We start from the raw sequence: 17749 nt of genomic DNA, 5'->3' as shown, positions 1-17749 counted from the left end.
ATGGCTAAATTGCCGCGCCGTAAGTGCGCGAACAAAGAATGCCGGCAGTGGTTTCACCCTGCGCGTAACGGGCAGTTGGTGTGCTCCTTCGGGTGTGCCAGCGTCGTCGGCAAAGAACAGACCAGAAAAGCTCGGGAAGCCTTACAGCGTAAAGAGCTTGCCCGGCAGCGCAATGCTGAGAAAAAAGAACGCGCCACTTGGCGGAAACGGAAAGCAGCTGCTAAGCCGCTGAAGCACTGGGAGGATTTAACCCAGCGCGTCGTCAATGACTATATTCGCGAGCGTGACCATGATTTGCCATGCATCAGTTGTGGGACGTTCGACACCGTCCAGTGGGAAGCAGGTCACTACCGCTCACGCGGTAAGGCATCACATCTCCGCTATCACGAAGACAATATTAATAAACAGTGTCACCACTGTAACGTTCAGCTGTCGGGAAATCAGCAGCAGTACCGTCTTGGGCTTATCGAGAAAATCGGCTCTGTTCGCGTCGAGGCGCTCGAAAACAACAACTTTCCGCACCGATACACAATCGAAGAACTCGAAGCCATCAGGAAGCGCTACAGCGCACTTCGTCGTGGATTAATTAAGAGCAGGGAGGCCGCATGACATTTGAATCCTATTTTGCTGATCACCTCCGCGTTCGTTGGCAACGATTGCGCTTATATCACTTTCCCGGCTCTGTGCTGACGGACTACCGAATACTGAAGAATTATATCAAAACCATAGGCGGTGCTGTATGAACACTCAATTTCTCGAATACGTGCGCCAGCAGCTGATGGTGGCCACCGCTGATTTAAGTGGTGCTACGAAAGGGCAGTTAATGGCCTGGTTGGAGAACGCGCAGTTCGATACTGGAACGTTTAAACGTAAAAAGCCTCGAGTGCTGGATGAAGTGACCGGGGAAATGATAACACTGGATAACCCACCAATCCCCGGCAAGCAATCGCATGCCAAGGGTTCGCATATTCCGCTGGTGCAGCCGGTTGAATACTCCACCGCATCGTGGCGCCGTGCGCTGATGGCGCTCGAAGAGCACCAGAAGGCCTGGCTTCTATGGAACTACAGCGAGAATGTGCAGTGGGAGAATCAGGTGCTGATTACTCAGTGGGCATGGGGCGAGTTCAGGGCTCAAATGGGCACCAAGAAAGTGGCCGGAAAAACGATGGACAGGTTGAAAGCCTTAATCTGGCTGGCTGCGCAGGATGTTAAAGCAGATCTGGCCGGGAGTGAGGTGTATGAATACCAAAAGTTGGCGGAGCTGGTTGGCGTGGCTAAGTCGACCTGGACAGAAACCTATCTCCCACACTGGCTGGCAATGCGTAGCATCTTTACGCGGCTCGATAGCGGCGCTCTGATATCAGTAACGCGATCACGTTCACAACAAAAGGCGACAAATTTGGATGTAAGTCTTGCAAAACCGAACTGAAATGGATATATTTCGTGTAAATCTGATATTGTGCCATTGTTGTATGCACTGGCAGTAAATGAGTTTTCGAGCCTGAGGTTAACGCCTTGGGCTTTTTGCTTTATAGCGATTTAAGAATTTCTAAAACCACTCTGAGACCAGCCCCGTATAATTCCCCCATACATATAGGAGGGGATATGGATAACGGGTTTTACTGGATCCAGTTTAACGGGACTGCTCAGGTGGCATATTTTACCAATGAGATTTTTGAAGACCTGGAGACAGGTAAAATGATCACTGGAGTCTGGCATCTAACCAGAGGCGACGACATCTGCCATAACGGGGAAGCTGAGGTTCTCGAAGGACCATTGCAGCCACCGCAATAAAAAATACCAAACATCCAATCCCTGGCTTCCCGCCGGGGATTTTTCATTTCAGGCTCACGGGAATCATCCGCTACGTGCTTTGTTGATAAATTCAGCCCGTGAAGCCTGACCCTTTTCATACACACACAGCGCCATCCGAAAAATCGGAGGTGAGGCTATGACCAGAATGAGCACCATTTACAGCAGACTTTCATATGGAACAGGAACCACGCTGACCGGCTGCGGTGTATCAGCGAAGGCATATGCCGAAACAGCTAAAACAGCAAAAGAGGTGTCCTGGATGTTGGCCGACAGAATTGCAGGGTTAAGCCTGAGCGACTGGGCAATTATTGTCGGTATCGCATGCACTGTTATCACCTGTGCAGTGAACTGGTATTTCCGCTGGAAAGAACGGGAGGATCGGCGCAATGGCTATGCCACCAAAGCTGAAGAATAAACTGAGCGCAGCGGTCGTTGGTTTGATTCTTGCCGGGGCTTCCGCACCCGTTATTCTCGATCAGTTTCTGGATGAGAAAGAGGGTAATAGTCTGACGGCGTATCGCGACGGCGGAGGAATCTGGACAATTTGCCGTGGCGCCACGATGGTTGATGGCAAGCCGGTAGTGCAGGGCATGAAGCTGTCAGCTGAGAAATGCGCCCAGGTAAACGCCATTGAACGCGATAAAGCGCTGGCCTGGGTGGACCGCAATATCAAGGTACCACTGACAGAACCACAGAAAGCCGGGATCGCGTCTTTTTGTCCCTACAACATCGGCCCCGGTAAATGTTTCCCGTCTACGTTTTATAAGCGAATAAATGCTGGCGACCGTGAAGGCGCCTGTGAAGCGATCCGCTGGTGGATTAAAGACGGTGGCCGCGACTGTCGTCTGACCAAAGGCCAGAAAAATGGCTGCTATGGGCAGGTAGAAAGACGGGACCAGGAAAGCGCGCTGACGTGCTGGGAGATAGATAAATGACTCTCAAAGCATGGTTGATTATCGGCCTTGAGTTACTCCTATCAATCCTGATTATTTACATCCTGTTTGGTCAGATTAGTAAAGAGACCCGGCGAGCAGATGCTGCCGAATCACTGGCTAAGCAGCGGCAGGAAACAATCACTGATATGACAACCCGGCAGCGCGATGTTGCTGCACTGGATGCCAAATACACGAAGGAACTGGCAGATGCTAAAGCTGAAAATGATGCTCTGCAGCGCAAGCTTGATAATGGTGGTCGGGTGCTCGTCAAAGGAAAGAGTTCAGTGCCAGTCGCAACCCAAACCACCGGCGCCGCCAGCATGGGCGATGATGCCACCGTCGAACTCTCTTCAGTTGCTGGACGAAACGTTCTCGGTATCAGATCCGGAATCATCAGCGACCAAAAGTCCCTGAGTGTCCTGCAGGATTACATCCGCACGCAATGTATTAAATAATTAATGAAAGGTCAGTAAAGGCTTAGCTCTTTTCTTAATAGTCGAATTAATGATAGTTGTGCAACGTCATTCCCTGTTAGTGGCTTAGTTAAACCAATTACATATGCTGGCTTTGTTTCTGTTTTCATTTTGGAGGATAGTGGATGCGGAGAGGTTGATACAAACACAGGAGGAATGTTGATGCAGTGATCATTGAATTGATCTCCGGTTAAATCAATGTTAATCCCGTTAAGTTCAATCCAGAGATGACTATTCGCAGCTAGTTTATTGTAGTTAGAATGGCTTGTATTGCATTCAGCACTTACCTGATTAGGAACCTCGCCAGTCAATTTGTATAAAATAACGGCTAAGCATTCCGTTACAAATCCGCAACACCCGCTTGGAAAGTTGCTCATTTCACTACCGTCTAAATTATTGAGTGTTCCATCAGCATACCATTCATCAAGGCAGCCTCTGATTTTAACGCACAAGCTTTCCAGTTCATCTTTGTTCATTACGGACTCCATATTATGGCACTCACCGACAAGCAAGATATGTTCTGTCGCGAGTACCTCATCGATTTAAACGCTACACAGGCGGCTATTCGGGCGGGGTACAGCGTCAAAACTGCGAACCGCATAGCTGCCCAGAACTTGTCAAAACTTGACATCCAAAACAGAATCGCCGAACTCAAAGCTAAGCGCAACGAAGATGTGGGTGTTGATGCTGATTATGTGCTGCGGCGCTTGGTTGAAATCGACCAGATGGACGTTCTGGACATTCTAAACGACGACGGTAGCCTGAGGCCGATCAGTTCGTGGCCAAAAGCCTGGCGAACGTCGCTAACCGGTCTGGACATCAGCACCACGATTCAGAACTTCGACGAGGAAACGGCGGAGACCATCCTCAAAAAGGTTAAGTGGCCGGATAAGGGCAAGAACCTTGAACTGCTCGGCAAGCATGTGCGCGTGCAGGCCTTCAAAGAGCAGGTCGAGCAGAAAGTCGTGGCGACCCACAACGTTATGCTGGTACCGACCAGTGACAATGTTGATAGCTGGGAAGAAGCAGCGAAGAAACAGCAGAGCGAGGTCCTGGGTGGATGAATTACAAAGCCGTCTGGAAACCTCTGCCGGGATCGCAATCGCTCTCCCTGAGCTGCCCGTGTAACGAAATCCTCTACGAGGGAACGCGCGGCCCGGGTAAAACCGCTGCGCAACTGGCGCGCTTCCGTCGCTTGGTTGGTCTTGGTTATGGCTCGTTCTGGCGTGGCGTCATTTTCGATACCGAGTATAAGAACCTCACCGACATCATTACCCAGTCAAAGCGTATGTATCGCCTGTTTAACGACGGTGCGCGCTATCTGGCGTCAGCATCTGAGCTGCGCTGGGTATGGCCTACTGGCGAAGAGCTGCTGTTCCGCTTTGGGAAAGAAGAGGGCGACTACTGGGACTATCACGGTCAGGAGTTCCCGTTTATCGGCTTCAACGAACTGACCAAGCAGCAGTCGGCTGAGTTCTACGAGATGATGTTCTCCTGCAGACGCTCATCGTTCCGGCCGGAGAACTATCCGCTGGATGATGGCTCGTTGCTTAAGCCGATCCCCCTGGAGACGTTCAGCACGACCAACCCGTTTGGCATCGGCCATACCTGGGTGAAGAAGCGCTTCATTGAGCCAGCACCACGCGGCACTATCATTCGAGAAACGCAAAAGGTCTTTAACCCGCAGACCGAACGAGAAGAGGACGTGACGCTTACCCGCGTTGCGATTCACGGCTCGTTCAAAGAGAACCCGTATCTCGATCCCCAGTACATCGCAACGCTGATGGCCATCAAAGACCCTAATCGCCGCAAAGCGTGGGTAGAGGGCTCGTGGGACGTCACCAGCGGCGGACGCTTTGACCACCTGTGGAATGCCTCGCTGCACGTTATTAAGCCGTTCCGCATCCCGGATAGCTGGACGGTTGACCGCTCCCATGACTGGGGCGAGTCGAAGCCGTTCTCCAATCTCTGGTGGGCGCGCACCGACGGCACCGCTGCCGAGCTTTCTGATGGTCGCCAGTTCTGCCCGCCTGCCGGGTCGCTGATCCTGATTGGCGAATGGTATGGCTGCCCACCTGATGAGCTCAACAAAGGCCTGAATATGTCGTCCACAAACGTCGCTAAAGGCGTGGCGTGGGTGGATAAGCGGCTGGTGGGCGAGGAAGTGGATGAGCCGGAGGAAGTGCAGGGCAAAGGCCAGATGCACATCGTACCTGGAATATGCAGTAGCGTCATCCCCGGCCCGGCTGATGGTGCGATTTTCAATACGGGCGATAACGAGCTGTCCATCGCCCAAAAAATGGAGGCCCAGGGCGTGAAATGGTTACCAGCGGATAAGAAGCCGGGATCGCGCATCAACGGCGCATCGCTCTTTGCTGACATGCTTGAGGCCGTTGTTGAAACTAAAAAGATGGAGTCAGGAATACCCGAGAAGCCAGCTTTCTATGTAATGGAGCACTGCCGGGGCTGGATAAGCCGCATCCCGGTTTTAGTTCGTGACGACAAAAAACCTGACGACGTTGACACCACCCAGGAAGACCACGACTGGGATGCCACTCGTTACCGCGTACTGCACTCACCGGCGAAGGTGGGAGCCATCTTCTTCTAAGGAGTTCATCAGTGAGTGAACAACAAGGCGAGGTCTCATTCCTCGTTAACGCCCTTGCTGATGCAATAGGGCGCCAGCGCATGCAATACGCTGGGCGTAATGGCAACGTGAAGCGCACGAAGTTGTGGGATGAGTTCGGTTATCCGGAAACGCTCACCTTCTATAATTTCTATCGTCAATACCGCCGTGGTTCCACCGGTTTTGCTGCGGTGCATAAGCTGCTTGATGGCTGCTGGGTCGACCGGCCGACCATTATCGACGGCGACGAAGACAAAGAGTCGACGACCACGACGCCGTGGGAAAAGGCCGTCACCAAACTGATGAAGAAACACTGGGCGAAAATTAAGGGTGCTGATCGTCGCAATATGGTGGGGCGCTACTCCGCGTTGTTGATCCAGGTTCGTGACAGCCGTGACTGGAGCGAGCCGATTGATGTCGATGTGGTGAAAAAACTCGGTAGCGCTGCGCTGGTGAAACTTATTCCGGCGTGGGAGCCGCAGATCACCCCGGGCAATCTTGATATCGATACCTGGTCTGAGACCTACGGGCAGCCGGTGAGCTACCAGTTTAACGAGCAACCCATTGGCGACGAGGGAACCTACAGCAGCCCTCGTTCCGTTCAGGTGCACCCAGATCGTATCATCCTGTTGTGCGAGGGATCTGAAGACGAGAACATTCTGTCAGGTATCCCGCTGCTGGAAGCCGGCTATAACGATCTCCTGGATATCGAGAAAACGAAGGGCGGCAGCGCCGAGGGCTTCCTGAAGAACGCCAGCCGACAACTGGGCATTGCGTTTGAAAAAGAAACCAATATGGATGCCCTGAAAAAGGCGGCGACTGATGCTGGTTACAAAGACCTGGGCGAAGCACTGAACGACAAAGTGACGAAAATGAACCGAGGTACTGACGCAGCGCTGGTAATGCAGGCAGGTACACCTTCTGTTCTTTCGGTCGCTCCCGCTGATCCCACACCAAGCTGGACAGTATCGGCTAACTCATTCTCTTCAACGATTCAGTGCCCGTTCAACATAATGTTCGGCAAGCAGACGGGCAACCTCGCGTCAGAGGAAGATAAAACAGCCTGGGCTAACCGCTGCAACGAGAGGCGCTGGGGGTTCCTTTCCGACGTCATTACCCGCGTGATTGAGCGATTCTGGACCGTCGGCATTATCGAACCGCCGACATCCGGCGAGGTGACCCTAGCCTGGTCCGACTTATTGGCGCCGAGCGAAAAAGAAAAACTCGCGAACATGGCGGCAATGGCCGACGTGGCGGCGAAAACGCAACAGGCCTTTGGTACTCCGGCGGTCGATGAGAACGAGGTTCGCGCGGTCGGAGAACTTGAGCCACGGAAAGAGCCCGTGACACCAGACCCAAACGCTAAACCAACCGATAAGGATCCGCTGACAGATGATGATGACAGTGCAGACCAGAATCGGAACGCCAGTCGTACCACGTAATAAAGCCGACCCTACGCAGTCAGCACGGCAGGTAGGGCGGATGTTTCGTGACATCGATGAACGCTATCTGACGATAAAGCGCCGACTGAGAACGCTGTTTGACCAGCGGCTTACCGGGCAGCAACGCGAAACCAATGGCAAATGGTCGTGGATGATATGCAATAACGAGGGATCTGAGACTTCGTTGTACCAAGTAAACGCCGGAACGTACATCTATGACATGTCGGCTGCGCAACTGGCAGACCTGTTGCAGGTTGTGCAAACCATCCTTGACGATGCTCTGCTGGACGGTGGCGGTCAGAATCTCTGGGCGCTGGATTATGTTTCGACAGAGTATGAGCGCGGTACGCTTAACGCCTTCACCAACCTTTCGGTGCAATCTCAGACCTACGCCAGCCAGACGACACTTCAGCAATTGCTGTCCAGTCCTGCGTATCAAAACCAGATCGCTAGTGCTTACATCAGCACATACAGCGACTGGAAGGGGATAAGCGATGCAGCACGGGCTGATCTCGCCAACGTAATTGCTGACGCTATAGGCCGCGGCATTAGCCCCCGAGATACAGCCAGCATCGTCAGCAAACGCCTTGATGTCTCGATGTCACGGGCGAAAAACATTGCCCAGACTGAGCAGGTCGGTGCGCTTCGCCAGGCGCAATGGAACGAAACGGATTGGGCTGCTGATAGGCTGGGTCTAAAAACCGGGCTGCTGTGGCTGTCAGCGCTCAAAGCGACGACACGCAGTTGGCACGCCGGCCGTCACGGGAAGGTGTTCACTACCGAAGAGGTTCGCGGCTTCTACGCCGAGAGCGGCAACCGATATAACTGCTACTGTAGCCAGATCCCGGTGCTGCTCAACGACGACGGCAGCATTTTCAACTTTGGATTAAAAGACAAATTGGCAAATGAGCGTAAAGCCTGGAAGCAGGCTGCGTGATCATTTTCTACATGGATACGCTTTTGATAATGCTTCATACGCTAATGTAGAGGCATTCTCAGTTCGTTTCTCCGGGTGATTGGCCACATATACTGTCACGGTGTCCACTATTTGCCCGTTTGTTGCCTGCTGAGGTGAGCAAATAGTTGAACCTTCGAAAGCATCATGAACACCGATAGCAAGACCTCGTAGGATTCCAGCATTGACAAAATCTGTATTATCAGCGGTTCCAGCTTTAGCCTTCAGTCTGGAATCGCTCCACTTGGCTATATCATTACCGCCGTAATAATCTGCCATTGAGTGAAAAGAAATAACTGACAGCGCAATTGCTATTGCAACTTTTTTCATCTGCTAACTCCATTTTTACAATTTCAATAATATTAACACCTTGAGGACCCAGCATGAAACGCAACCGCGTTAACGTGCTGACCGTCGTCAACTCCGATTCAAAAATCACCACTGAAACTATCGACGGCAAGCCACATATAGTGGTTCGCGGTGTCACGCCCGTTGTCGACGATATCGTGATGAACCGGAAGTTGTACCCGGCAGCAGAAATCGAAAAGGCCTACAACACGCTCGAGCGTAACCCTATGCCGCTGGGCCACCCGAAGGTGGACGGCAAGCACGTATCAGCGCGTGATGTCAGGGCGGTCAACAACTACCACGTCGGGGCATGGTTCCAGAATGTTACCCACTCAGACGGCAAAGTCAGCGGTGACATGTACGTCGACCGCCAGTACGCCGAGTCGAGCGAGAAGGGTAAGCGACTCGTAAACCGCCTGGATGAGATGGCAGCCGGTACCAACGTTGACCCGATCCACATTTCCACTGGCTTACTGTATTCCGGCATCGCCGCCAACGGCGAATCGAAGGGCAAGAAGTACAACGAGATCGCCACCAACATGATGTTTGACCACGTGGCGGTGCTGCTTGACGAGCAGGGCGCAGGAACGCCGTCTGAAGGGGTCGGCATCTTCGTTAACTCGGAAGGTGAAGAGCAGGAAATCGAAGTGGCGAGCATTGCTGATGCCGCTGATTGCACACGTGAGGGGCTGCTGAATAAAACGCGATTCTTCTTCACCAACGCTTCCAACTTTTCCTTTGACGATATTCAACGCGCCATCAGCGACAAGCTTCGCGAAGGGCGCGGAACTGATTCATACCTCTGGCCCGAATCGGTCTGGCCGGACACCTTCATCTATCGAGATGACGCGAAATATTTCAAACAGAAGTACCTCATCGATGAAGCCGGCAAGGCCGTTTTCGTCGGCGAACCTGTAGAAGTCGTGCGCAAACCAACTGAGTACGAGATTAAAACCAACGGAGAGAACGATCCGATGAAAGAACTGATTATCAATGCGCTACAAGCCGCTGGTAAGCCGACTGAAGGCAAGTCCGATGCCGAGCTGATGGATGCTTACAACCAGTTGGCAGCAGAGAAGGCAGCCACCAAAACCGAAACGCCTGAAGAAAAGGCCGCCCGCGAAAAGGCTGAAAAAGAAGAGCGTGAGCGCGCCAACAACCAGGCAGAAGCCCCGGCATGGTTTAAGCCATTTGCTGACGATCTCGCCGCGGTTAAATCTGGTCTGACCGTTAATGCCGACAAAGAGAAGTCAGAGCAGCGCGCTGCGGTGAAAGCCAAGTTTGGCATGACCGATGTCGCCGTGAACGCGCTGGACGGCGAGCCGCTGAAAGAGCTGTTTGCTCAGTGCCAGACCTCAACCGGCCTCAGTGGCGTTTTCCGCCAGGCTACCAATAACCAATCTTTCAGCGAAATGCCGGAGTAAGAAATGGCTAAAGACGGGAAACACGTAATTCACGCGGGCGGCATCTTTGCAAACCCGCAACTCCATCGCGAGGGTGCCGCTGCCGCAGCAACCCCGCCGGGTACGATCGGCTTCTTCGATAATGCAGCAGGAAAATTCACCGCCTCTGTGGACGGCAAAGAAGGCGCGATCCTCTACGTCGCCAACTACGACTATCTGCGCTGCAAAACCGTCGACGACATCATTGCGGCCGGTGACTGGGTTGTGGCAATGCATCCAACTCCGGGCGTGTTCTTTAACGTGCCAGCAGTGGCCGGAAGCTACACCAAAGGTCAGGCGCTATCCGTTGTAAATGGCCGCGTGAAAGCCGCCGCTGCCGATGAGCCGGTCTTCGCGTTCGTGGAAGAGGACCGTTCATACACCATTGCTACCGCCGGCGATCTGCTGCGCGTAGTCATTAAGTAAGGAGCAACGAATGTTTGCATTCTCTACCCAACAGGCAACTGCCACCCGAAACCTTGAGGCGAACACCGCTCAGTTTCAGGAACTGCAGTTTGCCCGTAATGCCAGCGCTCAGGCTGTTGCTGATTTCATCGCCCGCACCCGCGTGCGCGGTGATGCTGCTAACGCGCCTGTGCTGGATGCAGTTAATGCGGTCGACGACATTCGTCGCCTGTACCGTGCATACGACCAGACGGTGCTCGCTGAGTTCCAGCCGACTACCGAATTCACGCTGCTGAACGACCTTATGCCGTTGTCACGCTCAGTTCGCCTGGAAGAGTCCGTGTATGAGTATGCTCGCACCGGCGGTCGCGGCTGGGCACACACTTCCATGTCTGGACAGATTGGTGCTGCGCTGGATGCGAAGTCCTACACCTTCGACGGTACGATGGTCCCGATCCACGATTCCGGCTTTAAGTTTAACTGGCGTGACCCAGTATTCAACAAAGGCTCGGCGCTGGCTTCCCTAGCTGATGCCCAGTCAGGATCTGTCGATGATGTTCGTCGTCAGTACGTGGACTACATCTGGAGCGGTTTCCGCGACAAAGCGGGCAACTTTATCAAGTTCGACGATAAAACCTGGAAAGGCCTGCGTGCTGATGAGCGTGTCGCTCAGATCACGCTGACCTTCAACTTCGCGACCAGCACCGACCCGAAGGCCATTCGTGCGCAGGCAATCTTGCTGCGCGACGTGCTGAAGCTGCAGAACTATCAGTACGGTGAGCAGACCTGGTATGTATCCAGTGAAATCATGTCGAACTGGGAACAGTATTTCGACGTGAACTCCTTGCGCACGGTGCTGGAAGAGATCAAGAAGCTCTCCGGCATTAAAGACATCAAAGAAGATGCCAAGCTGACCGGGAATCAGATCATGATTGTGCCACTGGGCGCTGGCGTCATCGCTCCGATTGTCGGCCAGGCGTTCGGTACCGTTGCTGATCCGCGTCAGTTCTACAACAGCGATTATATCTGGCGCACCTGGGGGGCTGCTGGACTGATGGTTAAGCAGGACATTAGCGGTCATTTCTCTGTCGTTTACGCTTCGAGCTAAGGATAAAACATGGCACTCGTAAAGATTCTGGCTGCAAACCTCTTTGCCGGTGCCAACTTCCAGAAATTGGAGGTTGGTAAAACCTATGATGTTGACGATGCGATCGCTGAGAAATGGATCACCGATGGAAAAGCGGAGGAGTCGAAGGAGAAGGGCGTCAAACTTCATTTTGAAGTATCGCCCCCGTCTGCGCCACTCACCACCGAAACCGGCACGCTTCAGGCCCAACTGGATGACGCTCTGTTGCAGATTCAGCAGTTGCAGCAGGCAGCAGCCGAGAAAGATGTGGCGCATGCTGATGCTCTCACCGCCGAAACTAAACGCGCTGACGACGCTGTTGCCGCGCTGGCTGAAGCAACCAAGAAGGCGAAATAACCATGGCTGACCCAATCACGGCGGCAGACGTGCAGGCGTTCCTCGGTGAATTGGGTTATTCCATTCCGGGTGCGCTGCTGGATCCGATTCTCTGCGTGGTGAACAAGATTACCCCGTGTCTTGATGGCGCTGGGTATGACGACTGCACAGCAAAGCTGATTCTGATGTACGCAGCCGCGTTGATGGCGACATCGTCCGGCGCGCGCCGCCTGAAATCACAGGGCGCACCGTCTGGCGCGTCCCGTTCTTTCGATTACGGTACCGATAGCATTACCTGGTTGCGGGAGTCGCTGACTCAGCTCGATACCAGCGGTTGCACCAGTGAACTGCCAATCAGCGCTGGTAACAGTGTCGGGTTCTTCGATGTCGTTGGGGGCTGTTGATGACGTGGACATCCGTTAAGCAAACTTTACCCCGCTCATTCGTACGTGTGTGGGTTCTGACTGACACTGGGCGGGAGACAACCGGCTTTGTTAAGTCTAATGGCGAGTGGCATATCACCTGTCCGCGCATCCGGGCCACAGGAGTGATTGTACTGCGATGGAGGGAATAGGGTATGTCTTCGGTTGCTAACTGGTCCTATACCGCCACAGCGACAATCTGGCGCAAGATGGCAGGTAATGATGAATATGGCGACCCGCGAGGCTATAAACCGCCTGAGCAGATTCTCTGTGACTACGAGGGTGGACTGTCAAAGCGCATCGGCAGCCTGGGCGCTGAAATCGTCGTGAAGAACACTGTCTGGACTGAGTATGCGCTGGCAGCGGCAGGTGATTACCTGCTGATTGGCGTATCGATCGAAGCGGATCCTGTTGTGGCCGGCGCTGACGAGGTTAGGCAGGTTATACAGTATGCCGATACATTCGAGCGCATCGCGGACGATTACGCCATTCTAACAGGAGCAGGCTATGGGCGCTAAAGTTCGTGGTATCCGTGAGGCTAAGGCCAACCTAAACCGAATTATTCAGGATGTTCGAGGCCGTAAGGTGGTTAGGGCTCTGCAGTCTGCAATGATTATCGGTAGCTCTCAGGCTGCGTTATACACCCCAATCGATACATCTACGTTGCTTAATAGTCAGTACCGTGAAATTAACACCAGTGGCACTCTGGTCACCGGGAGGGTTGGGTACTCGGCTAATTATGCTGTTTATGTTCATGATCCTGATGTACCCCAAGTCTTCCGGCGCTCGACAGCACAGAAAGAGTTTCTGACGGAAGGCTTTGAAGATACCCGGAGTCAGATTGATGCGGTGATTCTCAAGGAGCTTTCGTTATGACACCCATGATGCATGAGCGGGTGCGCAATATGTTCGGTGATGCCGGGCTTACTGACGGGTTCATGGTGCAGCAGTTGATGTATGACGACCCGGGCGACCTGTCGAAAGCGGTGATGGTATTCAGGCCAAACGGTGGTTCTAATATCAGAACGGACCTTGGCTCTGAGTATCACGTCCTGGTCGATGTCGTCGGTGCGAAAGACAAGCGCAAAGATGCGCTTAATGCCGTTCAGCGCATCGTCGATTACGTCCAGGCCAATCCCATGGCTGATGAATGTGTCGGCTACATCCAGAACATGGGCGCAATCCCCGTGCCGGTGCTCACAGAAGAAGGACGAATAGTCTTTCGACTCCAGTTCGCCTGCACCTTCGGCGAATAGCTCCCTCAACCAGACAGACCCGCTTCGGCGAGTTTTCTTTTATGCAAATTAAGGAGTTTCAAATGGCTGATTGCCAGAACTCAAATGAACGCCTGTTTGGCGGCGCTATCGTGCTGGAGGTTGCCGATGGCTGTCCGGACGTTAAACCACTCGAATCTGAGTGGCTGGCGCTGGCCGCTGGCACGTCTAAGGGCTTCGACTTCAACCCGAACTCTGTAACTTCTGACGCGGATGACGGCGGCGGCTACGTTGAAACCATCATCACGAACAGTGACTTCACTATCAGTTTTGATGGTGAAGTGCGTAAGAAAGACAAGCTGGACCAGTACGGGATTGGCAAGTTCATCACGTATTTTGCTGCGCAACTGAAGGCTAAGAAGCAGCCTGGTATTTGGGTTCGCATGGACTATGGACCGGTTGAATTCATCGGCTACATGAACATCACGGCGCTGAGCTCTGACGGTGGAACCAATGACATCGTCACGTTCTCCACCGAGTTCAAGGTCGGTGATGCGAGCACGATTGAAGTTAACGAACTGACCGCTATAGCAGTGACAGGTGTGACGGTAACTCCGGCTACCAGCACTGGCGCTGCGGGCGGAACCAGTACGTTTACAGTGAACGTCGCGCCAACCGGCGCAACCAACAAAGGTTTCACCGTTGCATCAACCGATCCAACCAAAGCCACTGCTACGGCCTCCGGTACCGCCGTCACGGTGAACCGCGTCGGCACCGGCAGCGCGCAGATCATCATCAACACCGAAGACGGCAACTTTGTGGCCGTGCATACGGTGACCGTTACATAACGGATATTCCAAAGGGCGGCGCGCTGCCCTTGATAATATCCATTGCATGGAAGATCAAATGACACCCCTGAAAGAAATTGGCGAATGCCTGATTGTTGATCACGAAGCCGACTATTTCTTCCGACCATCTTTTGAAGCCATGGCTCGTATTGGTTCGCCGCAGGAAATAGTTAGCGCGTTCTACCATCTTCACAACGATAACGTAACGCCAATGGTTAAAAGAGCTATCGAGGCATACGGATACATTCCATCCTGGCTAAGTGAGCACATATCCAGTATTCAATTCGCAAAACCGGCATTCGTAGCTGCTCATACAGTTCTCACCGCATGTTGTGATAATGATATTTCCCCACTTATTGGCTGGTTGGAACTGGGTAAATCAGGGCGGTGGGGATTCGTTTGGCACAAAGGCTCAATGCCGGCGTCGAGCATGCTAATTGTTGCGCAGAGCTTAATTACTCATGGTATCGTCGGCAAAGCCAAAGTTCGCCAGTTGCAGCGCCATGGGACAGGAGAGCGAACCTCGGAGTTTAAGGCCTTCGACTACATCAGCGCGGCACGCAGCCATTTCGGCATGAACCGTGCTGAGGCCACTCAGTTAACGATGACTGAATTTCAGATGCTGCTGGCGGCAAAATACCCAGACCAGAAAGGATTCACGAGAGAAGAGTATGACGCCGTGGCTGATGACTATATGGCGAAGAAAGCGCGGCGGCTGGCTAAAATGTAGGTGTGTTGTATTTTATCAATAGGCGGAACCTTATTGCATATGGCATGGCGGCATTGTACTGTATATGTATACAGTTAATGGTGCTGATCAAATAATCAGGTAACCTTAAAATCTGTTTAGTATTAAATTAAACCTTTTCCTATTACTCAAGGTTGAGGTTTATGGTTAATGAGCAAGCGACTTTTACGTTTTATCGTGTGAGAAATGCTGGTTTCTATCGTTCTGGTGCAGGATTACCTGATTTTGGATCGTTGGCTGAAATTTTGGTCGATCTTAAAGATTGGGCCGAACCTAAGACACTTAAGGAAACTAAGACCTTTGAGGCTGATGAAGAACGTTATCCATCCTACTTAGTTGATTCCAAAAGTGTTGGTGAGGATTGGGTCCTGCTTTTATGGAACGAAGTTCCAAGTAACGGTCAACGCATGCCTTCGCTTAGTGAAGATGCTAGATTTGGCGCTGAGCCGGAAGTGATAATGAATCCGATTCAGGAGGGAAGTATTCCTGGGTTTGCTACTTATTTTTGGTTTATCGCCGATCAGAATTTGATGGCAACAATTCGACTTCATAACAAAGTGACAGCTCAGGGTTCGTTGCAGAAGTATATGCAGTGTTTTTTAAAGCAATCTTCGAAGCATGCCAAAGCTGAAGTTGTAGAGCTAGATGACGGTTCGCATGAAGTAAGGGTTAGCCGATACATGCTTGATGTGTCTGATGAGCATGAAGAAAAAAGGGTTTATTACCCTAGGTTTAATACTGCATTAATTAAAAACCCCGGAAAACATGAAGAAATTAAACAAAAAGTTAATTTCATAAAGAAAATTGAACGAATTATTGAGCTTGATTTAAGTATTGGCCCAGATCTTGATTTGTGGCAAAAAATGCTTGCTAAAATCAGTTTGGGTGCTCAGCACGCAGCTCAACCTTCAACCAAGGTAAGATATACAATATCCCCAGATGTTGATTTGGACGACGTGAACCAAATGATACAGGAATGGGATGCTGATCCGTCAGAGGTGAATGACTATGGCTTTGTTTTTCAGGGGGAAGCGAACAAAACCTACTGGTTGAGTAACTCTCTTTCTAGGACGCAGTTCGACCTTCGAATCGAAAGGGAAAATGATGAGATTGTAAATCTTCAATCGCTACTGACCGACCTTAGAAGTAAAAAAGCATTGATTTTGCGGGGTTCAGGACTTTAATGAAAAAAAAAGCGGCTCTATTTGTACTTGCATTGATATTTGCTTTAGCAATTTTCGCTGCCGGGTATTTTGGCCGCACAATTGCCTTTGCATTGCAGTGGCCGCTTTTTGAAGCTCTGAGAACTACAGCATCAATAATTTTTGCGGTTGTTGGCGCTTGGTTCGCAATTATTTATCCAGAAAGGCTTAAAAAATCTTTCCGCGGAGGTGATTCAGGCGGAGGGAACGAAGGGATACATCGCCTATTCACACCGATCGTACACTCTACAGCAATACTGGCCATAGTTTTGCTGGTAGGCATAATCGCCCCATTACTTAAGCAATCCGATTGGATTATTTCCCATAAGAGTATTTTCCGTGGGATATCATATGGCTTGCTTGTTTTTCTTACATTGTGGCAGTTACTTACGGTGATTTTAAGTTTAACAGGTCCAGATATATTGAAGCGCTTTACTGCAAAGCAGGATTCTTCCAGGAGAGCTGCTGATTCAGTTATTAACCGAAGTAATGGTAAATCAAAATGAATTGTTCCTAATTTTGTTACAACAAGTTCAGTCAATAAGACCCGCCGCCCGGCGGGTTTTTGCTATCTACAGCACAGCCATCTATCCCGATCTTAACCACGGGTTTTGTCGTCGTCAGATCCCTGCTACTCTCTTGGCAAATTAACCAAAGGGGATAGGGATATGAGGAACGTTCTTGCGCTCTGCCTTTTAGTGGTGTCTGGAATGTCTGTAGCTAGTGAAAAACTCGCATGTGAGTATTCGGTTGGTGATTTGTCTGCATCTCCAAAACTTTTCATTAAAGGTAATGCAAATGTGGTTTTTGACGGAGAATCCTTTACCGCTTACAGACCGGATGGATCTTATGTGATAACTCCTCCGTTAAAAGAAAAGAAAGAGGGAATTATTTTTATTGATGATAATACGAAAGTTTTTGTTGCCAGTCTGGATAAAGCTAACTTTGCTGTCTCTGACAGAATAAAAAAAACTACAGAGCAATGGGCAAAGTGCTCGGTAAATAACATTGTAATAGAACAAGATAGAACAAAATCAGACGTCAAAGAGCAAATGAAAAGAATTGCATCCATTCCATGGGGGGGCAAAGAGGCAAATAAATTTTTCCTTAAAGAGACTCATCTTTTCATGCTAATAGAGTGCGGATGGGCTGGTAGCGTAGGTTTTTCAACAGGATCTAAGCCGCTTGTTATGCTTGGTAGTTCGTACTATCAAGGTGATAAATCATCATTTAAAAATGGTGAATATTCCATAACTTTCAATGGTGGAGCGATGCGAGTCGCATACAACCCTCAGAAGGTTAGTGGTTATATATCAGATGCGCATAGTTTTACTCCCTGTGCAGCAGTGCGCTTAGGAGAGGACTGATTAAACGGTGAATTGAATTAACTAGCCTCGCTCCGGCGGGTTTTT

The 17749-nt window shown here is 51.3% G+C and carries 26 protein-coding genes; 24 read left to right on the top strand and 2 right to left on the bottom strand.

Annotated elements, in window-relative coordinates:
- The 7 genes from NNO03_RS04245 (at position 1) to NNO03_RS04215 (ending at position 3205) form a co-directional block, all read left to right on the top strand.
- Positions 1-609 (top strand): recombination protein NinG, encoded by a 609-nt coding sequence (locus tag NNO03_RS04245; RefSeq protein WP_271440854.1) that lies wholly within the window; start codon positions 1-3, stop codon positions 607-609.
- Positions 606-743, top strand: coding sequence for a YlcG family protein (locus NNO03_RS04240; protein ID WP_016156248.1), 138 nt, complete (start codon positions 606-608; stop codon positions 741-743). The genes NNO03_RS04245 and NNO03_RS04240 overlap by 4 nt, the downstream gene beginning before the upstream one ends.
- Entirely contained in the window at positions 740-1429 is a 690-nt protein-coding gene (locus NNO03_RS04235) for a bacteriophage antitermination protein Q (RefSeq protein WP_271440853.1), read from the top strand. Before NNO03_RS04240 ends, NNO03_RS04235 begins: the two co-directional genes overlap by 4 nt.
- A 176-nt stretch (positions 1430-1605) precedes the next feature.
- Positions 1606-1794: a hypothetical protein gene (locus tag NNO03_RS04230; protein WP_271440852.1), complete on the top strand. Its 189-nt coding sequence runs from the start codon at positions 1606-1608 to the stop codon at positions 1792-1794.
- 157 nt (positions 1795-1951) lie between these two features.
- Complete coding sequence (locus NNO03_RS04225) at positions 1952-2230, top strand: phage holin (RefSeq protein ID WP_001568784.1); 279 nt, start codon at positions 1952-1954, stop codon at positions 2228-2230.
- The gene (locus tag NNO03_RS04220) at positions 2202-2750 is read left to right on the top strand and encodes a lysozyme (RefSeq protein ID WP_271448913.1); all 549 of its coding nucleotides are present in this window, start codon (positions 2202-2204) and stop codon (positions 2748-2750) included. Before NNO03_RS04225 ends, NNO03_RS04220 begins: the two co-directional genes overlap by 29 nt.
- Entirely contained in the window at positions 2747-3205 is a 459-nt protein-coding gene (locus NNO03_RS04215; protein WP_271448912.1) for a lysis protein, read from the top strand. The genes NNO03_RS04220 and NNO03_RS04215 overlap by 4 nt, the downstream gene beginning before the upstream one ends.
- 11 nt (positions 3206-3216) lie before the next feature.
- Here the strand turns inward: NNO03_RS04215 and NNO03_RS04210 are convergent, their stop codons facing one another.
- Positions 3217-3699 (bottom strand): hypothetical protein, encoded by a 483-nt coding sequence (locus NNO03_RS04210; RefSeq protein ID WP_271448911.1) that lies wholly within the window; start codon positions 3697-3699, stop codon positions 3217-3219.
- Positions 3700-3714: 15 nt separating this feature from the next.
- On the opposite strand from NNO03_RS04210, the gene NNO03_RS04205 reads away from it, so the two are divergent.
- Genes NNO03_RS04205 through NNO03_RS04190 form a run of 4 tightly spaced genes read left to right on the top strand, consistent with a single transcriptional unit; the run spans position 3715 to position 8228 of the window.
- On the top strand, positions 3715-4287 hold the full coding sequence (locus tag NNO03_RS04205) for a terminase small subunit (protein ID WP_271448910.1): 573 nt from the start codon (positions 3715-3717) through the stop codon (positions 4285-4287).
- Positions 4284-5831: a terminase gene (locus NNO03_RS04200; protein WP_271448909.1), complete on the top strand. Its 1548-nt coding sequence runs from the start codon at positions 4284-4286 to the stop codon at positions 5829-5831. Before NNO03_RS04205 ends, NNO03_RS04200 begins: the two co-directional genes overlap by 4 nt.
- Before the next feature lie 11 nt (positions 5832-5842).
- Positions 5843-7291, top strand: coding sequence for a DUF1073 domain-containing protein (locus NNO03_RS04195; RefSeq protein WP_271448908.1), 1449 nt, complete (start codon positions 5843-5845; stop codon positions 7289-7291).
- The gene (locus NNO03_RS04190) at positions 7248-8228 is read left to right on the top strand and encodes a phage minor head protein (protein WP_271448992.1); all 981 of its coding nucleotides are present in this window, start codon (positions 7248-7250) and stop codon (positions 8226-8228) included. Before NNO03_RS04195 ends, NNO03_RS04190 begins: the two co-directional genes overlap by 44 nt.
- Here NNO03_RS04190 and NNO03_RS04185 read toward each other — a convergent pair whose 3' ends face one another.
- Entirely contained in the window at positions 8229-8576 is a 348-nt protein-coding gene (locus NNO03_RS04185; RefSeq protein ID WP_271448907.1) for a Rap1a/Tai family immunity protein, read from the bottom strand.
- Positions 8577-8629: 53 nt separating this feature from the next.
- Here NNO03_RS04185 and NNO03_RS04180 point away from each other — a divergent pair, with 53 nt between their 5' ends.
- The 13 genes from NNO03_RS04180 (at position 8630) to NNO03_RS04120 (ending at position 17704) form a co-directional block, all read left to right on the top strand.
- Positions 8630-10018, top strand: a complete 1389-nt coding sequence (locus NNO03_RS04180) for a DUF2213 domain-containing protein (RefSeq protein WP_271448906.1) — start codon at positions 8630-8632, stop codon at positions 10016-10018.
- Between the two features lie 3 nt (positions 10019-10021).
- Positions 10022-10462: a hypothetical protein gene (locus NNO03_RS04175; protein ID WP_271448905.1), complete on the top strand. Its 441-nt coding sequence runs from the start codon at positions 10022-10024 to the stop codon at positions 10460-10462.
- A gap of 10 nt (positions 10463-10472) precedes the next feature.
- The gene (locus NNO03_RS04170; protein ID WP_271448904.1) at positions 10473-11549 is read left to right on the top strand and encodes a major capsid protein; all 1077 of its coding nucleotides are present in this window, start codon (positions 10473-10475) and stop codon (positions 11547-11549) included.
- Between the two features lie 9 nt (positions 11550-11558).
- Positions 11559-11924: a hypothetical protein gene (locus tag NNO03_RS04165; RefSeq protein WP_271448903.1), complete on the top strand. Its 366-nt coding sequence runs from the start codon at positions 11559-11561 to the stop codon at positions 11922-11924.
- 2 nt (positions 11925-11926) lie between these two features.
- Entirely contained in the window at positions 11927-12307 is a 381-nt protein-coding gene (locus NNO03_RS04160; RefSeq protein ID WP_100272359.1) for a hypothetical protein, read from the top strand.
- A gap of 173 nt (positions 12308-12480) precedes the next feature.
- Positions 12481-12843, top strand: a complete 363-nt coding sequence (locus tag NNO03_RS04155) for a hypothetical protein (RefSeq protein ID WP_271448902.1) — start codon at positions 12481-12483, stop codon at positions 12841-12843.
- Positions 12833-13201 (top strand): hypothetical protein, encoded by a 369-nt coding sequence (locus NNO03_RS04150; RefSeq protein WP_040230865.1) that lies wholly within the window; start codon positions 12833-12835, stop codon positions 13199-13201. Before NNO03_RS04155 ends, NNO03_RS04150 begins: the two co-directional genes overlap by 11 nt.
- Positions 13198-13581, top strand: coding sequence for a hypothetical protein (locus tag NNO03_RS04145; protein WP_271448901.1), 384 nt, complete (start codon positions 13198-13200; stop codon positions 13579-13581). The genes NNO03_RS04150 and NNO03_RS04145 overlap by 4 nt, the downstream gene beginning before the upstream one ends.
- A 62-nt stretch (positions 13582-13643) precedes the next feature.
- Entirely contained in the window at positions 13644-14387 is a 744-nt protein-coding gene (locus tag NNO03_RS04140; protein ID WP_271448900.1) for an Ig-like domain-containing protein, read from the top strand.
- Positions 14388-14445: 58 nt separating this feature from the next.
- Positions 14446-15117 carry a DUF6246 family protein gene (locus NNO03_RS04135; protein WP_271448899.1) on the top strand — a complete coding sequence of 224 codons (672 nt, stop codon included), beginning with the start codon at positions 14446-14448 and terminating at the stop codon, positions 15115-15117.
- A gap of 161 nt (positions 15118-15278) precedes the next feature.
- On the top strand, positions 15279-16319 hold the full coding sequence (locus NNO03_RS04130; protein ID WP_182294151.1) for a hypothetical protein: 1041 nt from the start codon (positions 15279-15281) through the stop codon (positions 16317-16319).
- A complete protein-coding gene (locus NNO03_RS04125) occupies positions 16319-16843 on the top strand; it encodes a hypothetical protein (protein ID WP_182294152.1) in 525 nt (174 codons plus the stop codon). Before NNO03_RS04130 ends, NNO03_RS04125 begins: the two co-directional genes overlap by 1 nt.
- Positions 16844-17047: 204 nt before the next feature.
- Positions 17048-17704 (top strand): hypothetical protein, encoded by a 657-nt coding sequence (locus tag NNO03_RS04120; protein WP_271448898.1) that lies wholly within the window; start codon positions 17048-17050, stop codon positions 17702-17704.
- Positions 17705-17749 lie beyond the last annotated feature (45 nt).

Origin of the sequence: Citrobacter sp. Igbk 16, assembly GCF_028069755.1 — a bacterium.
GTDB lineage: Bacteria > Pseudomonadota > Gammaproteobacteria > Enterobacterales > Enterobacteriaceae > Citrobacter.
Note: the sequence above shows the minus strand (reverse complement) of the source record. Positions and strands in the feature narration are given on the sequence as shown.